Raw genomic sequence first — 23,892 nt, 5'->3', positions numbered from 1 at the left:
GACAATTCTGGCATTTAATGCCACAATAGGAAACTGTGATCAATTTTAACTGGAGAAATTTACAATGGCTAAAGGAAAATATGCAGCTAATATTCTCAAACAAACCAGGAAAGATGCCCGCTGGAAAGATACATACTACGGCAGGCGTGTTCTTGGGTTGAACGTGAAAGCCGACCCCCTGGGTGGTGCACCGCAGGGTAGGGGTATTGTATTAGAGAAAGTGGGAGTCGAAGCCAAACAGCCGAACTCCGCAATCCGAAAATGCGTAAGAGTCCAGCTCATTAAAAACGGACGTCAGGTTACCGCTTTCTGCCCCGGAGACGGTGCAGTAAACTTCATTGATGAACACGATGAAGTTACCGTGGAAAAGATCGGAGGCCGCATGGGCGGTGCTATGGGTGACATTCCCGGTGTACGTTTCAAGGTAATTGCCGTAAACAACGTGTCCCTGAACCAGCTGGTCATTGGCAGAATGGAAAAGCCCAGGAGATGATTTTTTTGTACAAAATTTTTGGCAAATGGGACCCGACGGAAGTAGAGGTAAAAGACCTCGGAATTAAGCGCTATGTCAGCCTTACCCCTGTAATTGTGCCTCACAGCAGCGGGAAACATGCCAGGCAGCAGTTCAACAAATCCGAGATTTCAATTGTAGAGCGCCTTGCAAACAACCTCATGAGGACAGAAACCAACACCGGGAAGAAGCAGGTAACTCTCCGTGCAGTTGAAGAAGCTTTCGACATTGTGAACAAGAAGACAAAACAGAACCCGATTCAGGTTCTTGTGGATGCCATTGCCAATGCAGGCCCGAGAGAAGAAGTGGTCAGGCTTAAGTACGGCGGGATCTCCGTACCAAAAGCAGTTGACACTGCACCTCAGAGGCGCGTTGACACTGCCCTGCGCTACATCAGTATGGGAACAAACGCCGCAGCCTTCAAATCCAAGCGCTCTGTCGCAGAATGTCTGGCAACCGAACTTATAGGTGCAGCAAACCGCGATACCAAATCCTTCTCCATCAACAGAAAGGATGCAAAGGAAAGAGTTGCGAAGGCAGCACGCTAATAAGTTATGCGGGCTTGCCCACTTTTGAAAATAAACATATAACCATTCATATTTTGCTTAAAAGGTATTAGCATGGGACGAAGAAAGAAAATGGTCGAGCGTGTGACAACGCTCATGAATGATCCGCAAAGGATCAGAAATATCGGAATTGTTGCACACATTGACCACGGGAAGACCACATTATCGGACAACCTGTTAGCAGGCGCAGGCATGATTTCCAAGGAACTTGCCGGAAAACAGCTTTTCATGGACTCCGATGAAGAGGAACAGGCAAGAGGTATTACAATTGATTCCTCCAACGTTTCCATGGTTCACACATTTGACAATGAAGACTACCTGATCAACCTTATCGACACCCCCGGACACGTTGATTTCGGTGGAGACGTTACCCGTGCCATGAGAGCAGTAGACGGTGCGGTAGTAGTAGTTGACGCAGTAGAAGGCACAATGCCCCAGACCGAGACTGTGCTGAGGCAGGCTCTCAGGGAACATGTCAGACCCGTACTTTTCGTTAACAAGGTAGACAGGCTTATCAATGAGCTACAGGTCGATTCTCAGGAAATGCAGATCCGCCTGGGAAAGGTCATCGACCACGTGAACAAGCTCATCAAGAACATGAACCCGGAGAAGTTCAAAGCAGGCTGGAAAGTCGATGCAGCAGCCGGAACCGTAGCATTCGGGTCAGCTCTTTACAACTGGGCAATCAGTGTGCCTATGATGAAGAAGACCGGGGTTTCATTTAAGGACGTATACGATTACTGTAAAGCCGGTGACATGAAGTCCCTGGCAGAAAAGTGCCCTCTGCACGAAGCTGTTCTTGACATGGTTATTCACTTCCTGCCAAACCCGATCGAAGCTCAGAAAGGCAGGGTAAAGGTCATCTGGCACGGCGATGAAAACACCGAAATCGGAAAGGCCATGACCCACGCAAATGCAGAGGGAGACCTTGCATTCATGGTAACGGACATCTCCGTTGATCCCCACGCAGGAGAAGTTGCAACAGGCAGACTGTTCAGCGGTTCTCTTACCCGCGGTATGGAAGTTTTCACCTCAGGAAGTGCAAGGAAGAGCAGGGTCCAGCAGGTCGGGATCTTCATGGGTCCGGAAAGGCTTGAAGTGGACAAGATCCCTGCAGGAAACATTGCCGCAGTTACCGGTTTAAAGGAAGCAATCGTCGGGTCCACCGTAACCACTCTTGATGGCATGACTCCTTTCGAAAGCATCAGGCACGTAAGCGAACCTGTGGTGACTGTGGCTGTGGAAGCAAAGCACACCAAAGACCTTCCCAAACTTATTGAGGTTCTAAGGCAGGTCGCAAAGGAAGACCCGACCCTCCAGATTACCCTGGACGAGGAAACCGGGGAACACCTGATGGCAGGTATGGGAGAACTTCACCTCGAAGTTATCGCTCACAGGATAGAAAGGGACAAGAACGTGGAGATCACCACGAGCAAGCCGATTGTCGTTTACAGGGAAACGATTAAGAAGAAAACCGAACCCATTGAAGGGAAGTCCCCGAACAGGCACAACAGATTCTATATCTACGCTGAGCCCCTTGACACCGAGATTGTTAGTGCGATCAAGGAAGGGGAAGTCAGCATGAACCTGCCTGAACTTGAGAGGAGGCAGAAGCTCATAGATCTCGGCATGGAAAAAGAAGAGGCAAAAGGCATTGTTGGCATCTTCAACTCCAATATCTTCATCGACATGACCAAAGGTATCCAGTACCTCAATGAGACAATGGAACTTGTGCTCGATGGGTTTGAAGAAGTCATGCGTGCAGGTCCGCTTACCAGAGAACCTGTAGCAAACGTGAAGTGCGTGCTCGTAGACGCAAAACTCCACGAAGACGCAATCCACAGAGGTCCGGCTCAGATAATTCCTGCAGCAAGGCAGGCAATCCAGGCAGGAATGCTTATGGCAGAAGACAGTCTGCTTGAGCCTTACCAGAAGGTCTTTGTCCAGGTACCTCAGCTCTTAATGGGTGGTGCAACAAAGGAACTTCAGGGCCGCCGTGGAATTATCCTTAACATGACTACGGAAGGGGACCTGGCAATTATCGAGGCCAGGGTACCTGTGGCCGAGATGTTCGGATTTGCCGGAGAGATCAGATCCGCAACCGAAGGGCGTGCCATGTGGAGCACGGAGTTCGGAGGCTTTGACGTTGTGCCGTCAAGCATCCTGAACGACATCGTTGGCCAGATAAGAGAAAGGAAGGGCCTGAAGAAGGAACTGCCAAAAGCTTCTGACTTCCTTTCAATGTAAGCGGAATTTTTCCGCTTCTCTCCCCTCTGTAAGGCAGATACCTCACAAAACTCCCTCGGATTCGAAGGAGAAAAGTCAGGAAATCTTCTGAGAGATTAGTCAATGGGAAAGATTTAAAACAAGGTATGCCTATAATGGGGAAAACAGTCCAGGCCTCTGGAAATTCAAAATACGTCGACCCGATAAATGTTCAAAACGGGAAATGTAAGTAATGGTTGAAAGAAGACCGGAGAAGGTCTGACCATTATGAGATCTGCCCTAATATTAATATACTATAATCTGATATAGCATTGAAACTCATCCATAATTTATAAAGGAGAATTATAAATGGCAGCAGACAAACCGCACATGAATTTAGCAGTGATCGGTCACATTGACCATGGAAAATCAACCCTTGTAGGACGTTTAATGTACGAAGCTGGAGCAGTGCCGGCTCACATTATCGAGAAATATAAGGAAGAAGCAAAGCAGAAGGGTAAGGAATCCTTCGCTTTCGCATGGGTTATGGACTCCCTTAAGGAAGAGCGTGAAAGAGGTATCACAATTGATATCGCTCATAAGAGATTTGACACACCAAAATACTACTTTACAGTCGTGGACTGCCCGGGCCACCGTGACTTCGTCAAGAACATGATCACAGGGGCCTCACAGGCAGACGCAGCAATCCTCGTCGTTGCAGCCCCTGACGGTGTCATGGCCCAGACCAAGGAACATATATTCCTTTCCAGGACCCTCGGTATCAACCAGCTGATCATCGCAATCAACAAGATGGACGCAGTCGAATACAGCGAAGCAAAGTACAAGGAAGTTGTCGAACAGGTATCCGGCCTCCTTAAGATGATCGGGTTCAAGCCAGCCAATATCCCCTTCATTCCTACCTCTGCATTTATGGGAGACAACATCACCAAGCTCAGTGAGAAGACACCCTGGTACAAGGGTCCCGTAATCATGCAGGCACTTGATGAGCTTAAGGAACCGGAAAAACCATCCACTCTCCCTCTCAGAATCCCTGTCGAAGACGCATACACAATCTCCGGTATCGGAACTGTCCCTGTAGGCAGAGTTGAAACCGGCGTAATGAAGAAGGGTGACAAAGTAATCTTCATGCCCGGCGGAGCCGGCGGTGAAGTAAAGTCCATTGAAATGCACCACGAAGAAATTCCACAGGCCTACCCCGGAGACAACATCGGGTGGAACGTCCGCGGTATTGGCAAGAACGACGTCCGCAGAGGAGACGTCTGTGGTCATACTGACAACCCGCCAAAGGTTGCTGACGAATTCGTAGGACAGATCGTGGTTCTCCAGCACCCCTCCGCAATCACTGCAGGGTACACACCTGTTTTCCACGCCCACACCTCCCAGATCGCATGCCAGCTGATCTCTCTAGACAAGAAGCTGGACCCGAAGACCGGGCAGGTTAAGGAAGAACACCCGACCTTCATTAAGGCCGGAGATGCAGCAATCGTTACCATCAAACCGACAAAACCGATGGTTATCGAGCCCGTAAAAGAAATTCCACAGCTCGGCAGGTTCGCTATCCGCGATATGGGTATGACAATTGCCGCAGGCATGTGCATGAGTGTTAAGCAGAAATAACACTCTCCTTTTTTCATTTTTTAAGGAGAAAAAAGGTTATGCAAAAAGCTAGAATCAGATTGTCAGGCATCAGTCCCAAGGATCTGGACGGGGTCTGCAACCAGGTAAAGTCAATTGCGGAAAGGACAGGAGTAAACATTTCAGGGCCTGTTCCGCTGCCCACAAAGAAGCTGGTCGTTCCTACAAGGAAGAGTCCGAGCGGTGATGGGACTGCAACCTGGGACCACTGGGAAATGCGCGTACACAAGAGGCTCATCGACATCGCAGCCGATGAAAGAGCCCTCCGCCAGCTCATGAGAATCCAGGTCCCAAAAGATATAAACATCGAGATCGTGCTCGAAGGATAAATGCAAAAAATGCCAGGTTACAGAAAAACTCTGTACCAGGTCTTGCAAATTCCTTTTCACTTCTTTATTTCTGAATATTTACTTTAACACTTTAGAGAATTTTGCCGGCGGCTGCCCCTGTGAGAACTTCTACAGCCACCGGATATTCTGCAAATTTCTCTTTCTGTGGTTCTTCAAATATTTCTCTTCGTATTTTCACTGTATTTTTACTTACTTTCGGGTTTTACTTCGATTTCAATTCGAACTTTATTTCAGATTTACTCCAGCATTTAGATGTCATTTTCTCCTACCTGACTGCCATTAAAACCTGTTTTCTGCAGTATAGGTAATTGTTATAGTGCCTTTTGCAGGAACTGTCACTCTAATTTCAATTGTAAAAGCATCAATCTTCTGTACTTATCTTATATTCGGCAGGTCGACATTATGAATTAAATATTTTTGCTGATATTGTTTTTTAAACATTCTGCAAATTTGTAATATACTTGAAGCTGGTTAACATATGACTCAAATCTTACGCCCTATATAAGTAACGAACCATTTTTGCAGTAATGTTTAATGTGGAAGAAAATGTGTTTTCCCACAAAAACGCTATCAGTAAAAATACTTGGAAAAAATCAAGTTACCTGCCGAAAGTAGGCTTATCCTAACTTTCCAGGATTTCCCAATCTCCGTAGAGATGCTACACAACAGTCAGATCCTGAGCTTCGGACTTGCTGTTGTTAATTTCGATCTTGAGGCTTACCCTTTCCACATTATCACTTACACGCTGGAAATCAGTCCTTGTCCGCGTGACTTCAAGGTCGAAAGCCGAACCAACGGTTTTCATTTTTTCACCCGGGCAGTGTCTGCCCTATACTATTTTCTCGAGGAACTGGAGCAAACTGCCTGTGTACGCCTTCCCGTTTATACCCGTTACCGTAATCTTCCTGCCGAGGTAACTTTCAAGCAAACTGGAACTGCTTGCAAGGTTATACTCATATTTCTGTTCAAGCACAGTTACCTCCCCACCATCTGAAGTTTCGACCAGAACCGAGGAAGGGATAATCCCGAAAGCAATGCCATATATTCCACCAAGTTGGTCCCGTTTTCAAGCTCGACCTCTCGTCTTTCATTTACAAGGGCAAACCCCTGTTATAAATGGTAAGTTCCAGCTCCCCTCCGACTTCAACGACTCCAGCTGCCATAATTTCCAGAGGATTTGCGGTTGAGTTTTCACCAGAAATTCCCGAGTTTGATCCGGTTTGATTCATTTCAATGCCGGATACATTTGCCTGAGCAATGCCTTCAGGTTTCGGAGGCACATAGGTTCGGAGGCACATCAGCTGAAAAAAGGAAAAAAATCCCGACAAACACCGAAATAATCCCTAAAAAGTATTTCTTTCCTCCCGTAGCATAATTAATGGAGCTCGTATTTAGATAGACATAGTTTAATAGAAAATGCAAAATAGCTGAACCACTCAATGTTACTAGTGTCGTATCAATGATAAAATCTCGTATAAAATCGGTTACAACATTTAGAATTGTCCAATCTTGGATATTGGCATGACACTAGTACATCGATTCCAAATTATGGGAAGAATTGGACTTTGAAATCAGCACTGGTCAATGTTTTTTCTATGAGAAAACCACAAGCGGACAAGAATAAACACGAATTGAAAATATTTGTGTTCACTTGTTTTTATTCATGGTTTATTGAGGATATATGGAATCGATGTACTAGTTTTACCGGGTCAATCTGATCCCGCTAGATGTAGGAGAGTGGTCAGTCCCAAAAAGAAAAAAATAGAACATCAGGAGAGAAAAAACAGCGAGATATAAAAAACTAAAATGAAAACAGTGCGTTTTTGATCCCTTTTGTCCTTCTTTTCAAGGACTACTCTAGTTAGCCAAAACCTTTAAAAATGTTCATTCTCCGAAGATTTGACAGGACCAACTTAACTAATTTGTATTCATTGGAATGTATCGAATTTTCAGAATTTTGTCCTTTTAATAGGGCTCAATAGTCCAATAGCTGCGGCATATCCTCGTACAATACATTGACAAGTTCTTCTAATGAGAGGATACTTTTAATGTTCTTATTTGGGAAAGTTTTATTGCCTCTGTTAATCCATATGCCTTTCATTCCAATTTTCTCACATGGTATAATGTCAGTTTCAATAGCATCTCCAACATAAAAGCACTTTTCTGGTTCTTCACCATTCCTTTTACATGCAATTTCAAATATTTCCGTACAGGGTTTTGCAACATGAAATTCTCCTGCTACTATGATATCAACAAAGTAACGGGAAATTCCCATTTTACTCAGCTTTAGCTTTTGTTGCCCTAGATCACCATTACTTATAATACCCTTTTTTAAATTTGAAAGTTTTTTCAAGCAGGGAATCACATCATCATAGGGTTTCCAGCTTGATTCATAATTGAATAAATAGTAATCAAATACTTTAAGTGCCTCTTCATTTGAGAGGTTAATATTTCGTATTAAATAAAGTTCTTTAATTCGTTCAATGCGCTGCTCTTCAAAAGAACATTTTTTGGCTAAATATCTTTGAAAGTGTTTTTCTGCTAATTCACACCAAATAGAATAAAATTCATTAAAATCTATTTCGAAAAAACTATGATAATTCTGGTAAAATAATTCAACTCCAGAAAATTCCGCACTTTTATGATCCAATAGGGTACCGTCTATGTCAAAAAAAACCATCATGTTCTTACCTCAGATTCAAATAGTATGGCAGTATGCGTATTGAACCAAAAAATTACTTGAGGATCTCTTCCTCACGTACTCTTACTTTCCTTTTTTTTCAATGTTTATACAAACTGGCTGATGCAATAATATTAGCTAAAATTAAAACTAATCTAGGATTAAACTACTATTATTCTCATACCAAGTAGATTATTATTTTCATATTTTTGTCCATTATCGCTTAAAACCCCCTTTAAGGTGGAATATAACCCATAATATGTAAGAGAACTAAATCACAGATATTTTCCTGCTCGTACAATAGTATTCACTATACGGAACCATTCCTGCCACAACAGGCTTTAATTTTCCTTCAAGTTTTATAAGAGGCTGCCTAAGCCTCTGGGAACTTTAATCACCTAAAGGGCATTTTCAATTTTACAAATGTTTTTAGCTTCAATTTCTCCGTCCCTGAATTCAACCTGAATGTCATCACGGACAGCACACAGGCAGGAAGATTATTTTTTTGAAGAACATGATCACCGCCCTCTGCATAAAGACTCAATATTACATATTCGATGCTCTTTTCAGAATCGAAAAAAATAAGTTATCGTCTTTCATTTTTACTGACCTCTCAACAGTGCTCTGTGCGCTGCACGACAGTTCATTTTCATGCTGAATGAACAGTGCATAGCAATGGTACAGCACTGTGTTATTTATTGACTTCAGACCTCCGAGATATTATGTAGATAAGTAGATCTCCAGAATAAAAGAGAGGGAGTAATAAGCCCGTTGCAGGCGTCTACTGCTGCACGCTAAAAACTTACCCACACGAAACTACAAAGGCCAGAAAAAAGATTTAACCAGATCTAATTCAGCTATTTCTAACTTTTTTCTTTGCAAGAATCATATGCGGAGGCTTGATATACGCAGCTGCATGACCGGAAGGATCGTTTCGTTCCAAAAACGCATCATAATCGTCCAAAAACCTCCATGTTAAATCCTCAAATCCGTGAGATTCTGCGAGGTCAGCTATCCTCTCGGGAGTATTTTCTTTCGCAAAGGGCAGATTAGGTTTAACATCACCATACAGCTCATCAAATCGTTCGTAACGACTACTTTTTTTCTCTGTTCCATCCGGATTATGGAACCACAAACCATCAATTATCATCATAATGCCTCCGTCTTTTAAAAGCCGGCAACACTCACCCAGAAATTTATCCGGCTGGGGCAGAGTCCAGAGAAGATACTTGCTCAAAACGAAATCATACTCCCCATCTTTTAGAGGAATATCTTCTGCATCTCCCCGCATTAACAAAACATTTACTCCTTTTTCTCGGGCATTTGCAGCTGCTTTTTCAAGCATATTTTCGGACAAATCAACACCTGTTACATCGTGTCCCATGGCAGCAAGGGAGATGGCAAGAATCCCGGGACCTGTTCCAACTTCCACTGCACGGACTTTTTTATCCGTTAGCAGAATTTCAGAAAAAACGGATTTCCAGACATCCATTTCCTCATCCATACAGTGAGCATATTCTGTGTGATAATCAGAACTTCTGAAGTCCCAGTATTCTAATATTTTATCTTTCATTTTCAGTCCCTCAAAAATTGACATAAAAAAGTCTCTACCCGAAACAGTTGATACATTTTCATGCACTTTATTTCTATCTGTCTCAGATAATTCAAGCTCAAATTTTGATGTAATTACTGCCAGCTCATCTGGATAAATCACAGATCAAGTTACATTGTTATCGGAGTAAAAATACAGGCCAACATATGAGACTATACCGAGAAACTTTTCTTCCAAATTTTCCCTTTGTATGCGACCGACACGTAAAATTACCGCGAGCACAACAATTAATACTGTGAGCGCCGGGATGACAATTTGTAATTATGGAATCTTTCTCCATAAAATTGCATCCGTATAGTATGATTACAACGTTAGGCAGTATTATTATTTATAAGGGTATTATGTGGATATCATCATAAGTAACAAGATATTAATATTTATGCATTTTATTTCATATTTATAATTGAACATATAACAATGAATTTACAGACACTCTCCAGAGTATCCAAAAGAGTAAAAATGAATAAAACAACTTAGATGAAGGATGTCGGGTTAACAAAAAGAGATCAGAAATTACTGAGCTGATGGAGCCTGAAATTACGACTATCACGTAAACCATGAAATGAAAACGTACCGGAAGAACAGCCCGTCAACTGACGATACATAATTTCTAGAATGAAAAGCAATTAAAACCCGCCTTATTTTTTTGTTCTTTTAGCCAAAAATTGATGCTTAGTCTCTGCATCTCATGAATTACAATCAGTACTTTTATTACAATCAGTACTTTTCAAAATCAAAGTTTCGCTGGCGCACCCACAGCAAGATTGCGGGGTATTCAACCGGAATAACAGGCTGATTAAATTCGGGAACAAAATATCGGTCCAATCCCCGATACAGCTTACTGGACAGCTCCTGATTCAAAAAAATAAACATCTCATTACACCAACCATATGAATATCGGATAAAATCACACGATTTAAATATACATTCCATATAACTTAGTTAAAAATAGTATTAATAATATCATAAATATTTATACACATTGGTGCTAATGATGAAATTCAACGTACAAAAAACAAAAATCTCTTTCCCGGCAGTTGCAGTAATTTTGATTGTGGCGTTGCTCTGTTCAGGATGTGCTGAGACTGAGGGGACTGAAGAAAAAGTTCTCCGCGTAGTTTTTAATGAAGGTCCCGATACCGGAGGCAGTCTTGATCCTGCCAACGGCTGGACAGGGTGGTATGTCCATCAGGCAGGCATCTATGAAACACTGTTCTATTATGATGCGGACATGAATCTCATGCCCAAACTTGCAACCGGCTACAAACAGTTAAATGATACAGAATGGGAAATCCAGCTCCGTGAGGATGTAAGCTTCCATGACGGAACAAAGATGAATGCGGATGCAGTTCTCTTTTCGCTGAACAGAGTACTTGACCCGACAAACAGCAGATCATCCGAGTACTCCTTCATCAAAGAAGTACGAAAAAACGGCGAGTACACCATTGTCATCGAAACTAATGACGTTTATGCTCCATTGATAGCGTCCCTTGTAGACCCGATAATGTCGATCGTTAGCCCCAGCATTGTTGACGCAGACAAAGAGCCGATCGGGACCGGTCCCTTCAAGTTTGTTTCCTTTGAACCAAGTACAAGCCTTGAAATAGAAAAGAACCCTGATTACTGGGGCGGTGATGTCAAAGTTGACCGTATACTTATTCAGTACAACAAAGACAGCACTGCCAGAACCCTGATGATAAAATCAGGAGATGTCGACATTGCCAGAGATCCTCTCCAGAGCGACTATTCGGCACTTCAGGCCAATCCTGATATAAACGTCATTTCCAGAGAAACCCTGCGTACGTACTTCCTGTTTGTAAATGGTGGCAAAGCCCCATTTGACGATGTCAGAGTCCGCCAGGCCCTCTCCTATGCAATCAACCGCCAGGAAATCGTGGATACGGCACTTGAAGGGGTTTCCGGCATTCCGGCAACCGGCATATTCACAAATACCATGCCCTGGAACGCAAAAGACCAGATCGAAGCCTATGAATATAACCCTGAAAAAGCTCTGGAACTCTTCGAAGAAGCGGGAATCACGAAAGGCACAGATGGCAAACTCTACTACAACGGGGAGCCGTTTACCATTGAAATCCAGACCTACACAAAACGTGCAGCTCTTCAGCCGAGTGCGGAAATCCTCGCCTCACAGCTGGAAGATATAGGCATTATCTCGACTGTGACAATTCTGGATAGTTCTGCCCTTACAGCAAACGCTGTTGCAGGAACGTATGACTTTTCACTTGCTGCGTGGAGTACGGCACCGACAGGTGATCCTGATTACTTCCTCTCGCTTCATTATCTCTCAACCGGGAATTACGCAGCCAACTGGCTTCGCTATTCTAACCCTCAGGTCGATGAATTGATTCTTGAAGCAAGGAAAGAGACGGACGAAGAGAGACGCGCGGAGCTATATGACGAAATCCAGATACAGATTCAGGAAGATGCAGCAATACTGCCCGTCTTCTATGCCAACGAAATCTATGCACTGTCATCAGATGTTGAAGGTTTTGTAATGTATCCAAACGAGTACACAATCATCACCAAAGATATCGGATTTGTATAAATTTCTTGAGGAGGCCAGGGACTTCTACAGCGAAGTTCTGGCCTATCCCATTCAAAAACATGCCCGGAACAAGCTCCGAAATAACGAGAAGATTTCTGGAAACAGGTATCTGCGGAAACTTAATCTCATGGAAAAAAATCTGTGAGGTAAAAAGTTGATTTTGAGCTTGTTTCATCCAGGTTGGATAGTAATTTTTTGACTGTAAGAGGTATTGACATGGCTTTGAGGATGGAGTTATCGTTTGCCTGTACTGCAATTATTTTTGTTGCAATAATCATCTGTTCGGGTTGTGTTCAGACAGAGGGTTCTGAAGAAAAAATTCTTCACGTAGCTCTCACGACCGGCCCTGATACAGGAGGAAGCCTTGATCCTTCCATTTCATGGGAAGGCTGGCCCATGCGAAGAACCGGAATCTATGAGACACTCTTTTCTTACGACGAAAACATGACGCTCCAGCCTGAACTTGCAACAGACTATAAGCAGCTAAATGAGACAGCATGGAAAATTCAGCTCCGCAGGAATGTAAGCTTCCATGATGGGACCGTAATGGACGCAGATACCGTGATATATTCCATCAACAGAGTTCTTGCTCCTTCAAACAGCAGGTCATCGGAATACTCTTTTATCAAAAACATCTACAAAACCGATGACTACGCAATCGTTTTGGAAACAAATGAACCATACGCGCCAACGATTCTCATGTTCACGGACACTATCATGTCAATTGTAAGTCCCAACGCCAGTGACCTCGACAAAGAGCCGGTCGGAACAGGTCCGTACATGTTTGTATCATTCGAACCTGGCTCCAGTATAGAACTGGTAAAGAATCCTGTTTACTGGGGTGAGGAACCAAAAATCGACCGGATAATTATCCAGTACAGTAAAGACGCCGCAGCTCGAACTCTTTTGCTCAGATCAGGCGATGTTGACCTTACAAGAGATATCCTGCAAAGCGAATACCAAAACCTTGAAGCTGATCCTGATATTGAGATCTTATCCAGAGAAACGCTTCGAACCTACTTTATGTATATTAACGAAGGAAAAGCTCCATTCGACGATGTAAGAGTTCGCCAGGCGCTTAATTATGCTCTTGACCGCCAGGAAATCGTTGACACAGCCCTCGAAGGCGTTGCAGGCTCTCCGGCAACCGGAATATTCCCGGACATCATGCCCTGGAGTGCGAATTACAAGATTGAAGCTTACGAATATAACCCTGAAAAAGCTCTGGAACTCCTTGCTGAAGCGGGAATCAAACCGGGAAGTGATGGGAGGCTCTATTACAACGGAGAGCCGTTCACAATTGAAATCCAGACCTATACAAAACAGGCAGCACACCAGCCAATGGCAGAAGTAATTGCCACCCAGTTTGAAAAAATAAGCATCCCCGTTACGATAAAAATTGCCGAAACAAACTCAATTAGTGCCGATGCAGTAGCCGGAAACTATGACCTTGCACTCTATTCCTGGGGAGTTGCACCTGTAGGAGATCCTGACTACTTCGTGTCCAGCCACTTCCTTTCAACCGGTACCTACGCGTCTAACTGGCTCCGTTATTCGAATCCCCAGGTTGACGAATGGATTCTTGAAGCAAGGGCCGAAACAGACAAAGAAAAACGTACAGAACTCTATGACATGATTCAGGAACAGGTCCAGAATGACGCGGTACTTGTCTGTATTGCATACAAGAAAGAAATTGACGGGGGCTCGCCCGACCTCAAAGGTTTTGAAATTTATCCGAACGAATACACGTTCCTTACAAACGAAATGGAACTTGCCTGAAGGATTAAAAAATGAAAGACAAAATTACAGCACACTGGAATAAAAGAAGTCCAAGTTACCGTAAAATGTATCGTGACCACCTTGATGAAGAGATTCTCCTTATGAAAAACCTCTTTTCAGAGAAATTGCCTGCAGGTAAAAAACTCAGTGTCCTTGATATCGGAACTGGACCTGGAATCCAGGCCTTTGTTTTCGCCGAGCTGGGACACAATGTTACGGCCCTCGACATCTCAAAAGAGATGCTTGCAGGGGCAAAAGAAGGGGCAAGGAACCGTAATTTGTTAATCAGGTTTGTTGAAGGGGACGGAGAGAACCTGCCTTTTGAAGCCTGTACGTTTGATATTATTGTAAACATGCATCTTCTCTGGACGCTCACGGATCACGACAAATTCTTCAGTGAATGCAAAAGAGTCCTGGTTCCCGGAGGCAGGATTCTTGCGATTGACGGGCAATGGTTCCAGCAAGAATACGTTTCAGACGGAAATAATAACCCTGAAGAAAGAACTCACGAGGAGTTAATCGAGTATCTTCCGCTTTACAAAAGCAACTCGCCTGAAATGATTGCAGGCCTCATGGAAAATAACGGGTTTTCGGATGTCTCCTGGAAAGCTCTTCCCGAGTATGCCGAGTATATGAAAAGATGCGATCCGGAAGGTCATGACTATTTATCTGTTCCATACCTTGCCACCGGAGTAAAATATTGAGGAAGAGCTGAAGTTTTCAAGAGGCACTGTAATGCTAAAAGAGTATTTCATCCGTCGGGCCCTATATCTCTTCCCGGTTCTCATATTTATCTCATTTATGAGTTTCTCACTCATCTACATCGCTCCGGGTGACCCGGCAGAGATTATGATGACTAGTCCCTCGGGGGGGTATGATGAAGCAGCTGTTGAAGCGTTCCGCATAGCCCACGGGCTTGACCAGCCGTTTTACATCCAGTATCTGAACTGGCTCAAAGCCGCAGCTGTCGGAGACTTTGGTTACTCGTACATGAGCGAACAGCCGGTGTTTGAAACTGTTCTGAATGCATTCAAAAATACACTGACACTTTCCGTTCTTGCCCTTGCAATTGCTCTTTTTATCTCCATTCCCTTTGGCGTCGTATCAGCTCTGAAACATAACACTATTGTTGATGACGCCTGCCGCTTTGGCGCTCTTCTCGGAGTGTCCATGCCAAACTTCTGGCAGGCCTATCTGGTGATAATTCTCTTCTCGGTAATAATTCACTGGTTCCCGGCATCCGGATTCGGTCACGGGACAGACATCAGCTACATGATCCTGCCGGCGACCGTTCTTGGGACAGGATCGGCGGCGGTGATGATGCGAATGATCCGTTCAAGCATGCTGGAAGTCATGGGAAAGGAATATATCCAGACTGCACGCGGAAAAGGGCTTTCTGAACAAATCGTTGTCTTCAGGCATGCATTGAAAAACGCGCTTGTTCCGGTTATCACAGTGGTCGGGCTGTCGATTGGTTTTCTCTTAAACGGCTCGGTTGTTGTTGAGACAATTTTCGGATGGGCGGGTATTGGAAATCTTGTGGTGGACTCGATTCTTTCCCATGATTATATGATGGTACAGGGCACGGTGCTCTTTGTTGCCGTTATTTTTCTTTTGATCAACTTCTTTGTAGACTTATTCTATGTTTGGGCAAACCCGGAGATACGCTATGATCGAAATTCTTAAAAACCGGCAGATTACCCTCTCCCTGATAATTCTCGGAGGGCTTATCTTCATGGCGGTGTTTGCTGGGGTTTTAGCCCCATATGACTACACGGAAAAGGACCTGCAAAACCGTCTGCAACCTCCTTCTTCCGACCACATATTCGGGACCGACCACCTTGGCCGCGATATTCTGACAATGGTGATGTACGGTGCAAGGGCATCCCTTTTCGTCGGGTTTGCGGTTGTAAGTGTTTCGCTTTCGGTAGGAGTAGTACTTGGCGTTCTGGCAGGGTATTACGGCGGCTGGCTGGATGAGATTATCATGCGGCTGACGGATAGTTTCCTTGCATTTCCGTCGATGTTTCTGGCCCTTGCAATTACAGCATTTCTGGGTCAGGGGATGGAAAACATGATGCTTGCTTTAATTGTTGTCGAGTGGACGGTGTTTGCGAGAGTTGCACGCGGTTCAACCCTTGACGTCAAGACAAAAGGCTATGTCCGGGCCTCCCGCTGGGTCGGTGCTTCAAACAGTTATGTGATGATAAAGCATATCCTTCCGAATATTATCTCACCTGTTTTGATAATGGCAACGCTTGGAATTGGGAACGTGATTCTGGCAGCAGCCGGTTTAAGTTTCCTCGGGCTTGGGGTGCAGCCTTCAACACCGGAATGGGGTGCAATGCTGAATGCGGGCAGGACATATGTCACAACCGCTCCCTGGCTGATGCTCTTCCCGGGTCTTTTCATCATGATAACCGTGCTTGCGTTCAACTACTTCGGTGACGGGCTGCGGGATGCACTTGACCAGAAGATGAAAAATATTGAGCTTGAAGGGAGGTTCTGATATGCCTGATGTGTTGCTGAAAGTATCCGGGGTTTCCGTATCAATCCCAACCGGACAGGGATCAGTTCACGCAGTTGATGATGCGGTATTTTCTATTAATAGACATGAGGTGTTTTCACTGATAGGTGAGTCAGGAAGCGGAAAATCGATACTTGGCCAGGCAATAATGCGGCTGCTTCCCCCGAATGCAGTGTTTTCCGGGAAAGTGGAACTTTGCGGTACAGAGATATCCGCTCTTTCCGAAAAAGAGATGCAGAAAGTCCGCGGCAAAACGGTTGCATCAATTGCCCAGAACCCGTATCTTGCGATGAATCCCGGGATAAGAGTTGGCACTCAGATTGCTGAGCCGATGCGGGCACATCTCGGGATAAGTAAAGAGGACTCAAAGACCAGGGCTTGCCGGGCTCTGAAGTATTTTGACATCATCCCTTCCGAGGTGCGGGAAAGGGAATACCCGTTCCAGTACAGCGGCGGAATGCTGCAGCGGGCTATGGTTGCAATGGGAACGGCTGCAGATCCCGAGCTGATCATCGCTGATGAACCAACAAAAGGTGTTGATGTGCTAAAAAAGCGCAATATTGCGGCAATTTTTAAGAAGGTTGTCTCGAAAGGTTGTGCGTTTCTTTTAATTACGCATGATGTCGGTTTTGCTCGGGTGATGTCGGACCGAATCGCGGTAAACTACTGCGGGCAGATAATAGAGATTGCAGGAAAGGACCCGTTTTTCAAAGAGCCTCTGCATCCATATTCAAAAGCGCTTCTGGATGCGGTGCCGGAACGCGGCATGCACCCCATTCCGGGCCAGTCCCCTTCAATGATTGCGGTGCCGGAAGGTTGCAGGTTTCATCCACGATGCCCGTACAAAACGGACAGATGCCTGACTGATCCGCCGGTTGTGGAATTGGGGGGAAGATGTGTGAGGTGCTGGATGTATGCTTAAGGCAGAGAATCTGCGTTATGTTTACACCTCCGGCCTGATTAAAACCACCAAAAAGACAGCTGTCCGCAGCGTGGATCTTGAGATTCTTCCGGGCGAGGCGGTAGCTATTGTCGGAGAGTCAGGGTGCGGAAAATCAACGCTTGCAAAGCTGCTTGTCCAGCAACTGTCACCGGCTTCAGGGGAAGTGTTTTTCGACGAGACGAAACTGACGGGGATGAGCTGGAAGAAGCTCCGGAGGTTTATGGGAAAAATCCAGCTGATCCCCCAGAACCCGGCTGATGTGCTTGATCCGAGATGGACGGTTGAAAGGTCGGTTGCCGAGCCGCTGGTGATTTCCAGGGCTTTTTCCAGAGAGGATATTTCGGCAAAGGTAGATGCCCTGTTTGCGGAAGTGGGGCTTTCTGCAGAGCACAAGCCCCGATATCCGCATGAGCTGTCAGGAGGAGAGCTGCAGAGGGTGGTAATTGCCAGGGCGCTTGCTCTGAAGCCCGAGCTGCTGGTCTGCGATGAAGCGACCTCAATGCTCGATGTGTCGGTACAGGCGTTTATTGTGGCGGTGCTCAAAGAGATTCAGAAGAAACGAGAGCTTGGAATGGTGTTTATCACGCACGACCTGGAGACGGCAAAGGCTGTTTCGGACCGGGGGCTGGTGATGTATGCAGGTGAAATTGTTGAGGAAGGAAAGGATGTCTTTGATCAGCCTCTGCACCCGTATACGCGTGCCCTTCTGGATGCAGTACGGTATGTGTCGCTTGAGCTTGTGCTTCCCGAGGAAGGAGAAGCGCAGCCAGCTGGTTTTTCGGGCTGTCCCTACTTCAGATTGTGCCGGGAGAGAACGGACATGTGCAAAGAACCTCAAAAATTAAGGGATGTTTCGGGGAGATTGGTGAGGTGCTGGAAAGCAAAATGACTGCAATCCAGACATTGTTATCCAGAAACTGTTTTATCCACAGGAATTACGTGTGCAGGAAAAGAAAAACTAAGGAGAAATCTTCTGAATCTCGGTACCCACATAATGAGACATATAAGCTGAAAAAGTAAGACAAAACCTATAATCCCTACAATAATCCATAAAAGGGACTACGAAACCTTTCTTGTCACGCTTGACGCAGAAAACGATCTATTTATTATATAGTGATATTCAGATCTTGAAACTTAGCTATTACATAATTTATATCCTTATTTCTTGTCTCACTAAAATTGAGTTCTAAGTTTTCCAAGTAAGAATACAAGAAATTAATATTCTTTATATTTGACGAATTCTCAGTTATAAAATTCTCAATGCAACTTTTAATTTCGGAGAGATTTCGTTCAGAGTTCATTGCTATTCTTGATAAAGCTTCCAAAACGTCATTATGTAAACTGTGGAAACTATCTTGGGAAATATTTTCTTGATAACTTATTTTGAGTAGGTTTAATAGACCTGGAACAAAAATAGAATCAGAGAGGGATCGTAGAGGAGATTCACCGATAAACCAAGGATATTTTTCATTTTCTTTTATCCATTCAATAAGAAGTTCGATTCCCTTTATGTTTTGGGATTTCATTAAATAAATAGAAGCCTCTAATTTATCGTTTTCGTTTCCTTCATTATAAGTATTCAAAAGAAAAACTTCGCAATTCTTATTATTATCAATAAGTGTTTTAAGAACTACCCATTTAAAGGCATCATTTATTTTTGTTAATATAACCTCTAATTCATCTAGATCTTCTGACATTTCAATAGTAATGTCCAGTGCTATTTTTCGTACACTATAGGCTCGATTTACATCAGTTATGATATCAGGAGTAAATTGTAGTATTTGTTTTATTCTGTGGTTTTTGCAGAAAATAATGTGGTTTTCCAAAATGAAGTCATATTCGATTCCCTCATTCAAATTTTCTAAAATTCTTTTTTTCATTTCTTGGAGAGGCAATCGTCTTTCCAGATATTCTATTCCAACAAATTCGGTTCCTAAATCAGAACTGTCAAAAGAAATTAAATCTAATAGAACATTTACTGGATAGAAAAGGCCAAATTTTCTTAAAAAATACCACAGAAGTATAGCTTTTCGATCAGTAATTATTCTGTTATCTTTTTTAGAAATTACTTTTCTAAAATCAACATCATGAACATGTGAAAGACACCACTCAGATACATATCGTTTTTGTTCCAGTGTAAGACTAATGTCCTCATCTCTTATTGACATCTCGTAAACTTTTCCTATGACAAAAGAATCCCAGTTTAAACCATTAATATATTCAATAGCTTCTTCGAGAGAAACTGTTTTATCACCAGCAATTTTGTATAATAAATGAATTATTAACTTAGAGACATTGTCTTCAAAATTTTCTAATCCTACATGAGATAGTTCCAAGCGTGTAAGTTTTTCTTTCTTGCTTATTTTGAAGATCCTAACAATTTCTTCGAGGAATAGCTCTTTGTTAAAAATTAACTCAACGTCCCTCTGAACTCCTTCTATCCTTACTTTCTCATAATCTATATTTGGAGGCAAAGCAAACTTATCTCCAAACTTATCGACAATCAGTTTGTTAAATTGAGTACATAACTGCTTATTTTCAAATGCAAGCGAATTTTGTAGTTTCCATATTTCGGAATCTGTAATTCTTCCCTCCTCATATTCTTTAACATAAAATTCAATACAGTCCATATCAGCTAAAGTTCCAAGGTTTAAAATTGCGTATTTCTCAACATTCCGTTCCGAATAAATCTTTTGAAAAACCTGAAGTCTTGAATTGGTATTATCAAAAAATCTCAAAAAGTTTTGAGCTTGTTTTTCATGTCCTATTAATAATACTTTGAATAGTTCTAAACAGGATTCTAAAATTGAAGGATCTTTCATGTATACTTGGGCAGCATTGTCCAAAAAACCAATTTCTCGGTTAAAATAAATATTCTCTAAATTTTCAGGTTCTTTCCTAAAGAATTCTACTATTTTTCGGATTGATTTGGGAGAATTAGCTTTATTAAAACCTTCCATTAGATATGTAAATTCTGAAAAAGAAAAAATTTTTCGGGAATATGCACAATCAACTCCCTCTAAAAAAATATCTATGTAATCATTAAGATAATCACTGTTACATAAGAGACGATACAATCCTGATCTAATGTTATCATCTTTTGATCTTCTCAGTGATGGCACAATTTGGTCAATGATTTCTTTTGAATCAAATTTGTGAACCGACAAGCACTCAAGGGCATAATTTTGCACAATTCCATTATAACTTGTTTCCAAAGCACGTGCTATTAAAATATCTTTTGCCCTCTCTTTATATTCTGTCGGTATATCTTTTATTTCGCACAATAATTCGATTGCCGTTCCTATTGTAGTGAAATGTGCACCTTTCTCGATTTTGTTTAGCAAATAATCAACTATCTCATCAGATTGCCCGAATCTCGCAAGTTCATCAATTCGGAACTTACCTAATGGTATCCATATTTCTTTTTCTTCATAGCTTTCGAATATTTCTTTGAATATTCTAATTCTCTCTTTTCTACTGATTGTATTATACTCAAACTTTACAAAAAGTTCAGGTTGCACGGATAAAATCCATTTTTGTAGATCGTCAGTACCATAGATACTAACAAGGAAAGAAAGTGTATTTACCCAAGACAGAGCAATTTTTTCATGTTCATTTTCAGAAGATACAAATTCCTTAATCACTTCAATAGGATAATTTGCTAGTTTTTTGGCTGCTAAATATTCCTGAAAATTATTATGCTCAAACTGCCAAGTTACTTGATCAATTTCTTGCTTAACCCATGTTGTGCAGTATTTCAATAATTCTCTTGAAGATCTTTCTGGTAATATCTCTTCTAATTCTTCATTATCAATATAGTTTCTTCCTAGACATTCCATTGCCAAGGCAACGTGTTCTAGGTTTTTCATCAAGTTTTTCGTCTCATTCTCCAGCTCTTTTGTTGTGCGATAATGTTTAATGTCAAGTTTAATTCTTGATTTTAATAAATTTTTGAATATCTCGACTTTACTTTTGGAAAGATTATTATTTATTATATACATTTCAACCAAATATTTTAAATAAAAAGGGGATTTTAGTAAAGGGTAAAGATCTTTCTCGTAGATTGAATCAAAAAAATAAGTTGATTTAAAATCCAGCTTATCTTTGGCATATTTTTTAATTTCTTTGTTTTCAAGGTCAAGAAGTATATAAGAAGTAAATCCATTTAACAGACCTTCATCTTCTTCAGTTTCTATTTTGTAAAAATTAGTTCTGCAAGAAACTACAATATGCGCGTCGGGACACTCTCTTACAAAAAATTCAATTTCGCGAATTGCATCATTAATATTTTTACTTTCAATTTCATCAAATCCATCAAGCAAAACAAGAAGCTCTTTTTCTGGTATTAACTCCCAGTTCTTAGGGAAATACTCCTTAATTCTCTTATTTGTGTATAAATTGAGAGGAATGAAAATTGGACAGTAGGAGTGAAGCCTCGAACATTGATAATCAAGTTGCTTTAGCTCGGTCGTTTTCCCTACTCCAGCGTCGCAAAGAAGTACAATGTGTTTGTTTTCATTAATTGCTTGGCAAATATTTTCATAATTATTTTCGCTTGAAAACAAAGCAATGCTGGGACTGAAGTTCTTCACTTTGCACACTTTTCTGGGCAAATAATCGGGAACAATGGAATAGTTTTCTTTAGATTCATAAAGCTCTACTACTTTATATTTCGTATTCATAGAAGAACAGGTGAAAATCTCAGTAGTATAAGGCTCTCTGGAGAGCTTATGAGCCACTATATTTCCAAGTCCTGGGGCTTCAATTCCTGAAACGTTAACTCCACTTTCATTGAAAGGAGATGAAACATTATTTTCTTCATACTCCATGCACGTTAATAATTTCCTAAAAAATTCGTCAAAATGTCCATCTTTTCCATCTATTACTTTCCCTTTACCGCGAAGTGACAAAATCCGAGAACTTTCACTTTCTGCCTCTGGAGTTGCGGAATTTACGAAATAAATTTCCTTTCCTTTCTCTTTAAAAAGTGCATGGATATCTTGATCTTGCATGCTAGATCCTACAATTATGAGACTTTGGTTGATGAATTTATAAATCTCAGACTCGATTTGATTTTCAAAAAAAGATGTTTCTTCTGGGGTAAAGGCGTAGCTTGCTGAGAACTCTAAACTACCATGTAATTTAATAATTTCCAAAAAATTAGAGGAAGAATTAAGTTGTTTGGCTATTACCTCTGGTCGATCTTTTCCATTGACAAGAACTACAAAATCATCTGAATAGCACATATTTGCCTTGTGCAAGGCTTTTTCTAGCAAATTATCCAAATTTGTTGAAAGAATTTTTCTAATAAAACCTTTTTTTATTAGCTTAACTATAATGTCGTATCCTTCTGAGGGCTTTCTATCCCACAGATGTTGTTTAAGGATTGATTGCTGAGTATCGTGGTCTAATGTTCTCCATATCTCAAAAAAACGAGTACGCTTTATTTTATTTTGTTCATTTCTAACAAGATCTCCAAATTTCGGATCCTTTTGAGTAGCATTTTCAACTTCACTTTTCCATTTATCAAGATCTGATTTAGTAGCGTGATGTTTCAAGACATCATCAACAATTTGCATCATACTTGAGCACCCAGAACTTATGGATGCTCCAGCTCCGAGAAATAAGATATATGGATCAATACCCTCTTTTTTTCTTGAAACCATGTTACTGGCTAAACCTCTTATGGAATCTGACATATGGAGTACCATCTTCGGTGTTTAGGATTTAAAAATCAAATGAGAGTACTAAGTCAAAAAGATTACTATTTTTAATTCTTTCTGTACTTAAATCATAACTGCAAAGGCGCGAAAATATCCCATCGCTTGCAGCCGAGTGCATTAAAGTAAGTTTAATATTTAAAAAAGGGTTTCCCACAATAAAAAAGAGATGAAAGAGACATCAAATCTATCCTTGCCGACTTTTGTCTTTCTCATATATATATTCTTTCTACTTACTTCTTCTTTTTTTACATGACTGGTAGAAAAGCTGCTAAGACACTTTATGAGCTCATCCCAAAACCAAATTTCGTCTTAAATCAATAAAAGTTTCAGAACTATTTTCCATGATAAGAAACTTGATTAATCGTTCAAAATTGGGGAATAAGAGAACCAATTTAGAGTTTTGGGATGAGCTCTATTACAAATAAAAAAACCACCCCAATAAAGAAAAAGCATCTATCTGGCTATAGGGGAACTTCAACCCGCAGCATAATAGAGAAAACTAAAACTCCTTCTGGGCTCTGGCATAGATCAAACGATTGCTCGAAAACCACCGATTTTCAGAAAAAAAAGTTAGAAGAGCTGGCTTAAAAAGTGATAAGGCAAAATACTCACTTACTTGAGGTTTTACCATTTTTCTTTAAATTACTTCTTTTTTTAAAATAACAATAAAAAAAGATTATTTCATCGAAATATTATTTATTGGTCTTTAAAATACCATTTCAAATCAAATAATAAGGATTATACCTAATTAAACCTATTTTAAGGTACCAATCT

18 protein-coding genes are annotated in these 23,892 nt (G+C 41.8%); 12 read left to right on the top strand and 6 right to left on the bottom strand.

Annotated features, from left to right (window positions below):
• Positions 1–64 precede the first annotated feature (64 nt).
• From MA_RS06530 to rpsJ, 5 genes are all read left to right on the top strand, one after another.
• The gene (locus MA_RS06530; protein WP_011021280.1) at positions 65–493 is read left to right on the top strand and encodes a 30S ribosomal protein S12; all 429 of its coding nucleotides are present in this window, start codon (positions 65–67) and stop codon (positions 491–493) included.
• Positions 490–1,059 (top strand): 30S ribosomal protein S7, encoded by a 570-nt coding sequence (locus MA_RS06525; protein WP_011021279.1) that lies wholly within the window; start codon positions 490–492, stop codon positions 1,057–1,059. The genes MA_RS06530 and MA_RS06525 overlap by 4 nt, the downstream gene beginning before the upstream one ends.
• A 72-nt stretch (positions 1,060–1,131) precedes the next feature.
• A complete protein-coding gene (locus tag MA_RS06520; protein WP_011021278.1) occupies positions 1,132–3,324 on the top strand; it encodes an elongation factor EF-2 in 2,193 nt (730 codons plus the stop codon).
• A 327-nt stretch (positions 3,325–3,651) separates the two neighbouring features.
• A complete protein-coding gene (gene tuf / locus MA_RS06515; protein ID WP_011021277.1) occupies positions 3,652–4,920 on the top strand; it encodes a translation elongation factor EF-1 subunit alpha in 1,269 nt (422 codons plus the stop codon).
• Positions 4,921–4,958: 38 nt separating this feature from the next.
• On the top strand, positions 4,959–5,267 hold the full coding sequence (gene rpsJ / locus MA_RS06510; protein ID WP_011021276.1) for a 30S ribosomal protein S10: 309 nt from the start codon (positions 4,959–4,961) through the stop codon (positions 5,265–5,267).
• A gap of 679 nt (positions 5,268–5,946) precedes the next feature.
• On the opposite strand, the gene MA_RS26615 is transcribed toward rpsJ, so the two are convergent.
• The 5 genes from MA_RS26615 to MA_RS06495 all read right to left on the bottom strand — a co-directional run bounded on the left by MA_RS26615 (position 5,947) and on the right by MA_RS06495 (position 9,682).
• Positions 5,947–6,093, bottom strand: coding sequence for a hypothetical protein (locus MA_RS26615; protein WP_157860115.1), 147 nt, complete (start codon positions 6,091–6,093; stop codon positions 5,947–5,949).
• A gap of 24 nt (positions 6,094–6,117) precedes the next feature.
• Positions 6,118–6,261 (bottom strand): hypothetical protein, encoded by a 144-nt coding sequence (locus tag MA_RS26610; protein ID WP_157860114.1) that lies wholly within the window; start codon positions 6,259–6,261, stop codon positions 6,118–6,120.
• Positions 6,262–6,379: 118 nt separating this feature from the next.
• Positions 6,380–6,586 carry a hypothetical protein gene (locus tag MA_RS06505; protein ID WP_157860113.1) on the bottom strand — a complete coding sequence of 69 codons (207 nt, stop codon included), beginning with the start codon at positions 6,584–6,586 and terminating at the stop codon, positions 6,380–6,382.
• Between the two features lie 677 nt (positions 6,587–7,263).
• Positions 7,264–7,971 (bottom strand): HAD family hydrolase, encoded by a 708-nt coding sequence (locus MA_RS06500; RefSeq protein ID WP_011021273.1) that lies wholly within the window; start codon positions 7,969–7,971, stop codon positions 7,264–7,266.
• Between the two features lie 850 nt (positions 7,972–8,821).
• Positions 8,822–9,682 carry a class I SAM-dependent methyltransferase gene (locus tag MA_RS06495; protein WP_011021272.1) on the bottom strand — a complete coding sequence of 287 codons (861 nt, stop codon included), beginning with the start codon at positions 9,680–9,682 and terminating at the stop codon, positions 8,822–8,824.
• Positions 9,683–10,571: 889 nt separating this feature from the next.
• Between MA_RS06495 and MA_RS06490 the strand changes: the two genes are divergently transcribed.
• The 7 genes from MA_RS06490 (at position 10,572) to MA_RS06460 (ending at position 18,284) form a co-directional block, all read left to right on the top strand.
• On the top strand, positions 10,572–12,146 hold the full coding sequence (locus tag MA_RS06490) for an ABC transporter substrate-binding protein (protein WP_048065068.1): 1,575 nt from the start codon (positions 10,572–10,574) through the stop codon (positions 12,144–12,146).
• Positions 12,147–12,362: 216 nt separating this feature from the next.
• Positions 12,363–13,925 carry an ABC transporter substrate-binding protein gene (locus MA_RS06485; protein WP_011021270.1) on the top strand — a complete coding sequence of 521 codons (1,563 nt, stop codon included), beginning with the start codon at positions 12,363–12,365 and terminating at the stop codon, positions 13,923–13,925.
• An 11-nt stretch (positions 13,926–13,936) separates the two neighbouring features.
• Entirely contained in the window at positions 13,937–14,629 is a 693-nt protein-coding gene (locus MA_RS06480; protein WP_011021269.1) for a class I SAM-dependent methyltransferase, read from the top strand.
• Positions 14,630–14,660: 31 nt separating this feature from the next.
• A complete protein-coding gene (locus MA_RS06475) occupies positions 14,661–15,611 on the top strand; it encodes an ABC transporter permease (protein ID WP_011021268.1) in 951 nt (316 codons plus the stop codon).
• Positions 15,595–16,434, top strand: coding sequence for a nickel transporter permease (nikC, locus tag MA_RS06470; RefSeq protein WP_048065067.1), 840 nt, complete (start codon positions 15,595–15,597; stop codon positions 16,432–16,434). Before MA_RS06475 ends, nikC begins: the two co-directional genes overlap by 17 nt.
• Position 16,435: 1 nt before the next feature.
• Positions 16,436–17,374, top strand: coding sequence for an ABC transporter ATP-binding protein (locus MA_RS06465; protein WP_083755881.1), 939 nt, complete (start codon positions 16,436–16,438; stop codon positions 17,372–17,374).
• Positions 17,367–18,284 (top strand): ABC transporter ATP-binding protein, encoded by a 918-nt coding sequence (locus MA_RS06460; RefSeq protein WP_011021265.1) that lies wholly within the window; start codon positions 17,367–17,369, stop codon positions 18,282–18,284. The genes MA_RS06465 and MA_RS06460 overlap by 8 nt, the downstream gene beginning before the upstream one ends.
• 217 nt (positions 18,285–18,501) lie before the next feature.
• Here the strand turns inward: MA_RS06460 and MA_RS06455 are convergent, their stop codons facing one another.
• Positions 18,502–23,094, bottom strand: coding sequence for an NACHT domain-containing protein (locus tag MA_RS06455; protein ID WP_157860112.1), 4,593 nt, complete (start codon positions 23,092–23,094; stop codon positions 18,502–18,504).
• Positions 23,095–23,892: the final 798 nt, after the last annotated feature.

It is taken from the genome of Methanosarcina acetivorans C2A (assembly GCF_000007345.1).
Taxonomy (GTDB): Archaea; Halobacteriota; Methanosarcinia; order Methanosarcinales; family Methanosarcinaceae; genus Methanosarcina; species Methanosarcina acetivorans.
The sequence above is the reverse complement of the archived record's forward strand: the minus strand, read 5'-3'. Positions and strand labels throughout refer to the sequence as shown.

Bases quoted from the DNA above. Each gene is read 5' to 3' on its own strand.
- MA_RS06530 (WP_011021280.1), top strand. From the start codon at position 65: ATGGCTAAAGGAAAATATGCAGCTAATATTCTCAAACAAACCAGGAAA.
- MA_RS06525 (WP_011021279.1), top strand. From the start codon at position 490: ATGATTTTTTTGTACAAAATTTTTGGCAAATGGGACCCGACGGAAGTA.
- MA_RS06520 (WP_011021278.1), top strand. From the start codon at position 1,132: ATGGGACGAAGAAAGAAAATGGTCGAGCGTGTGACAACGCTCATGAAT.
- tuf (WP_011021277.1), top strand. From the start codon at position 3,652: ATGGCAGCAGACAAACCGCACATGAATTTAGCAGTGATCGGTCACATT.
- rpsJ (WP_011021276.1), top strand. From the start codon at position 4,959: ATGCAAAAAGCTAGAATCAGATTGTCAGGCATCAGTCCCAAGGATCTG.
- MA_RS26615 (WP_157860115.1), bottom strand. From the start codon at position 6,093: ATGAAAACCGTTGGTTCGGCTTTCGACCTTGAAGTCACGCGGACAAGG.
- MA_RS06505 (WP_157860113.1), bottom strand. From the start codon at position 6,586: ATGTGCCTCCGAACCTATGTGCCTCCGAAACCTGAAGGCATTGCTCAG.
- MA_RS06500 (WP_011021273.1), bottom strand. From the start codon at position 7,971: ATGATGGTTTTTTTTGACATAGACGGTACCCTATTGGATCATAAAAGT.
- MA_RS06490 (WP_048065068.1), top strand. From the start codon at position 10,572: ATGATGAAATTCAACGTACAAAAAACAAAAATCTCTTTCCCGGCAGTT.
- MA_RS06485 (WP_011021270.1), top strand. From the start codon at position 12,363: ATGGCTTTGAGGATGGAGTTATCGTTTGCCTGTACTGCAATTATTTTT.
- MA_RS06480 (WP_011021269.1), top strand. From the start codon at position 13,937: ATGAAAGACAAAATTACAGCACACTGGAATAAAAGAAGTCCAAGTTAC.
- MA_RS06475 (WP_011021268.1), top strand. From the start codon at position 14,661: ATGCTAAAAGAGTATTTCATCCGTCGGGCCCTATATCTCTTCCCGGTT.
- nikC (WP_048065067.1), top strand. From the start codon at position 15,595: ATGATCGAAATTCTTAAAAACCGGCAGATTACCCTCTCCCTGATAATT.
- MA_RS06465 (WP_083755881.1), top strand. From the start codon at position 16,436: ATGCCTGATGTGTTGCTGAAAGTATCCGGGGTTTCCGTATCAATCCCA.
- MA_RS06460 (WP_011021265.1), top strand. From the start codon at position 17,367: ATGCTTAAGGCAGAGAATCTGCGTTATGTTTACACCTCCGGCCTGATT.
- MA_RS06455 (WP_157860112.1), bottom strand. From the start codon at position 23,094: ATGTCAGATTCCATAAGAGGTTTAGCCAGTAACATGGTTTCAAGAAAA.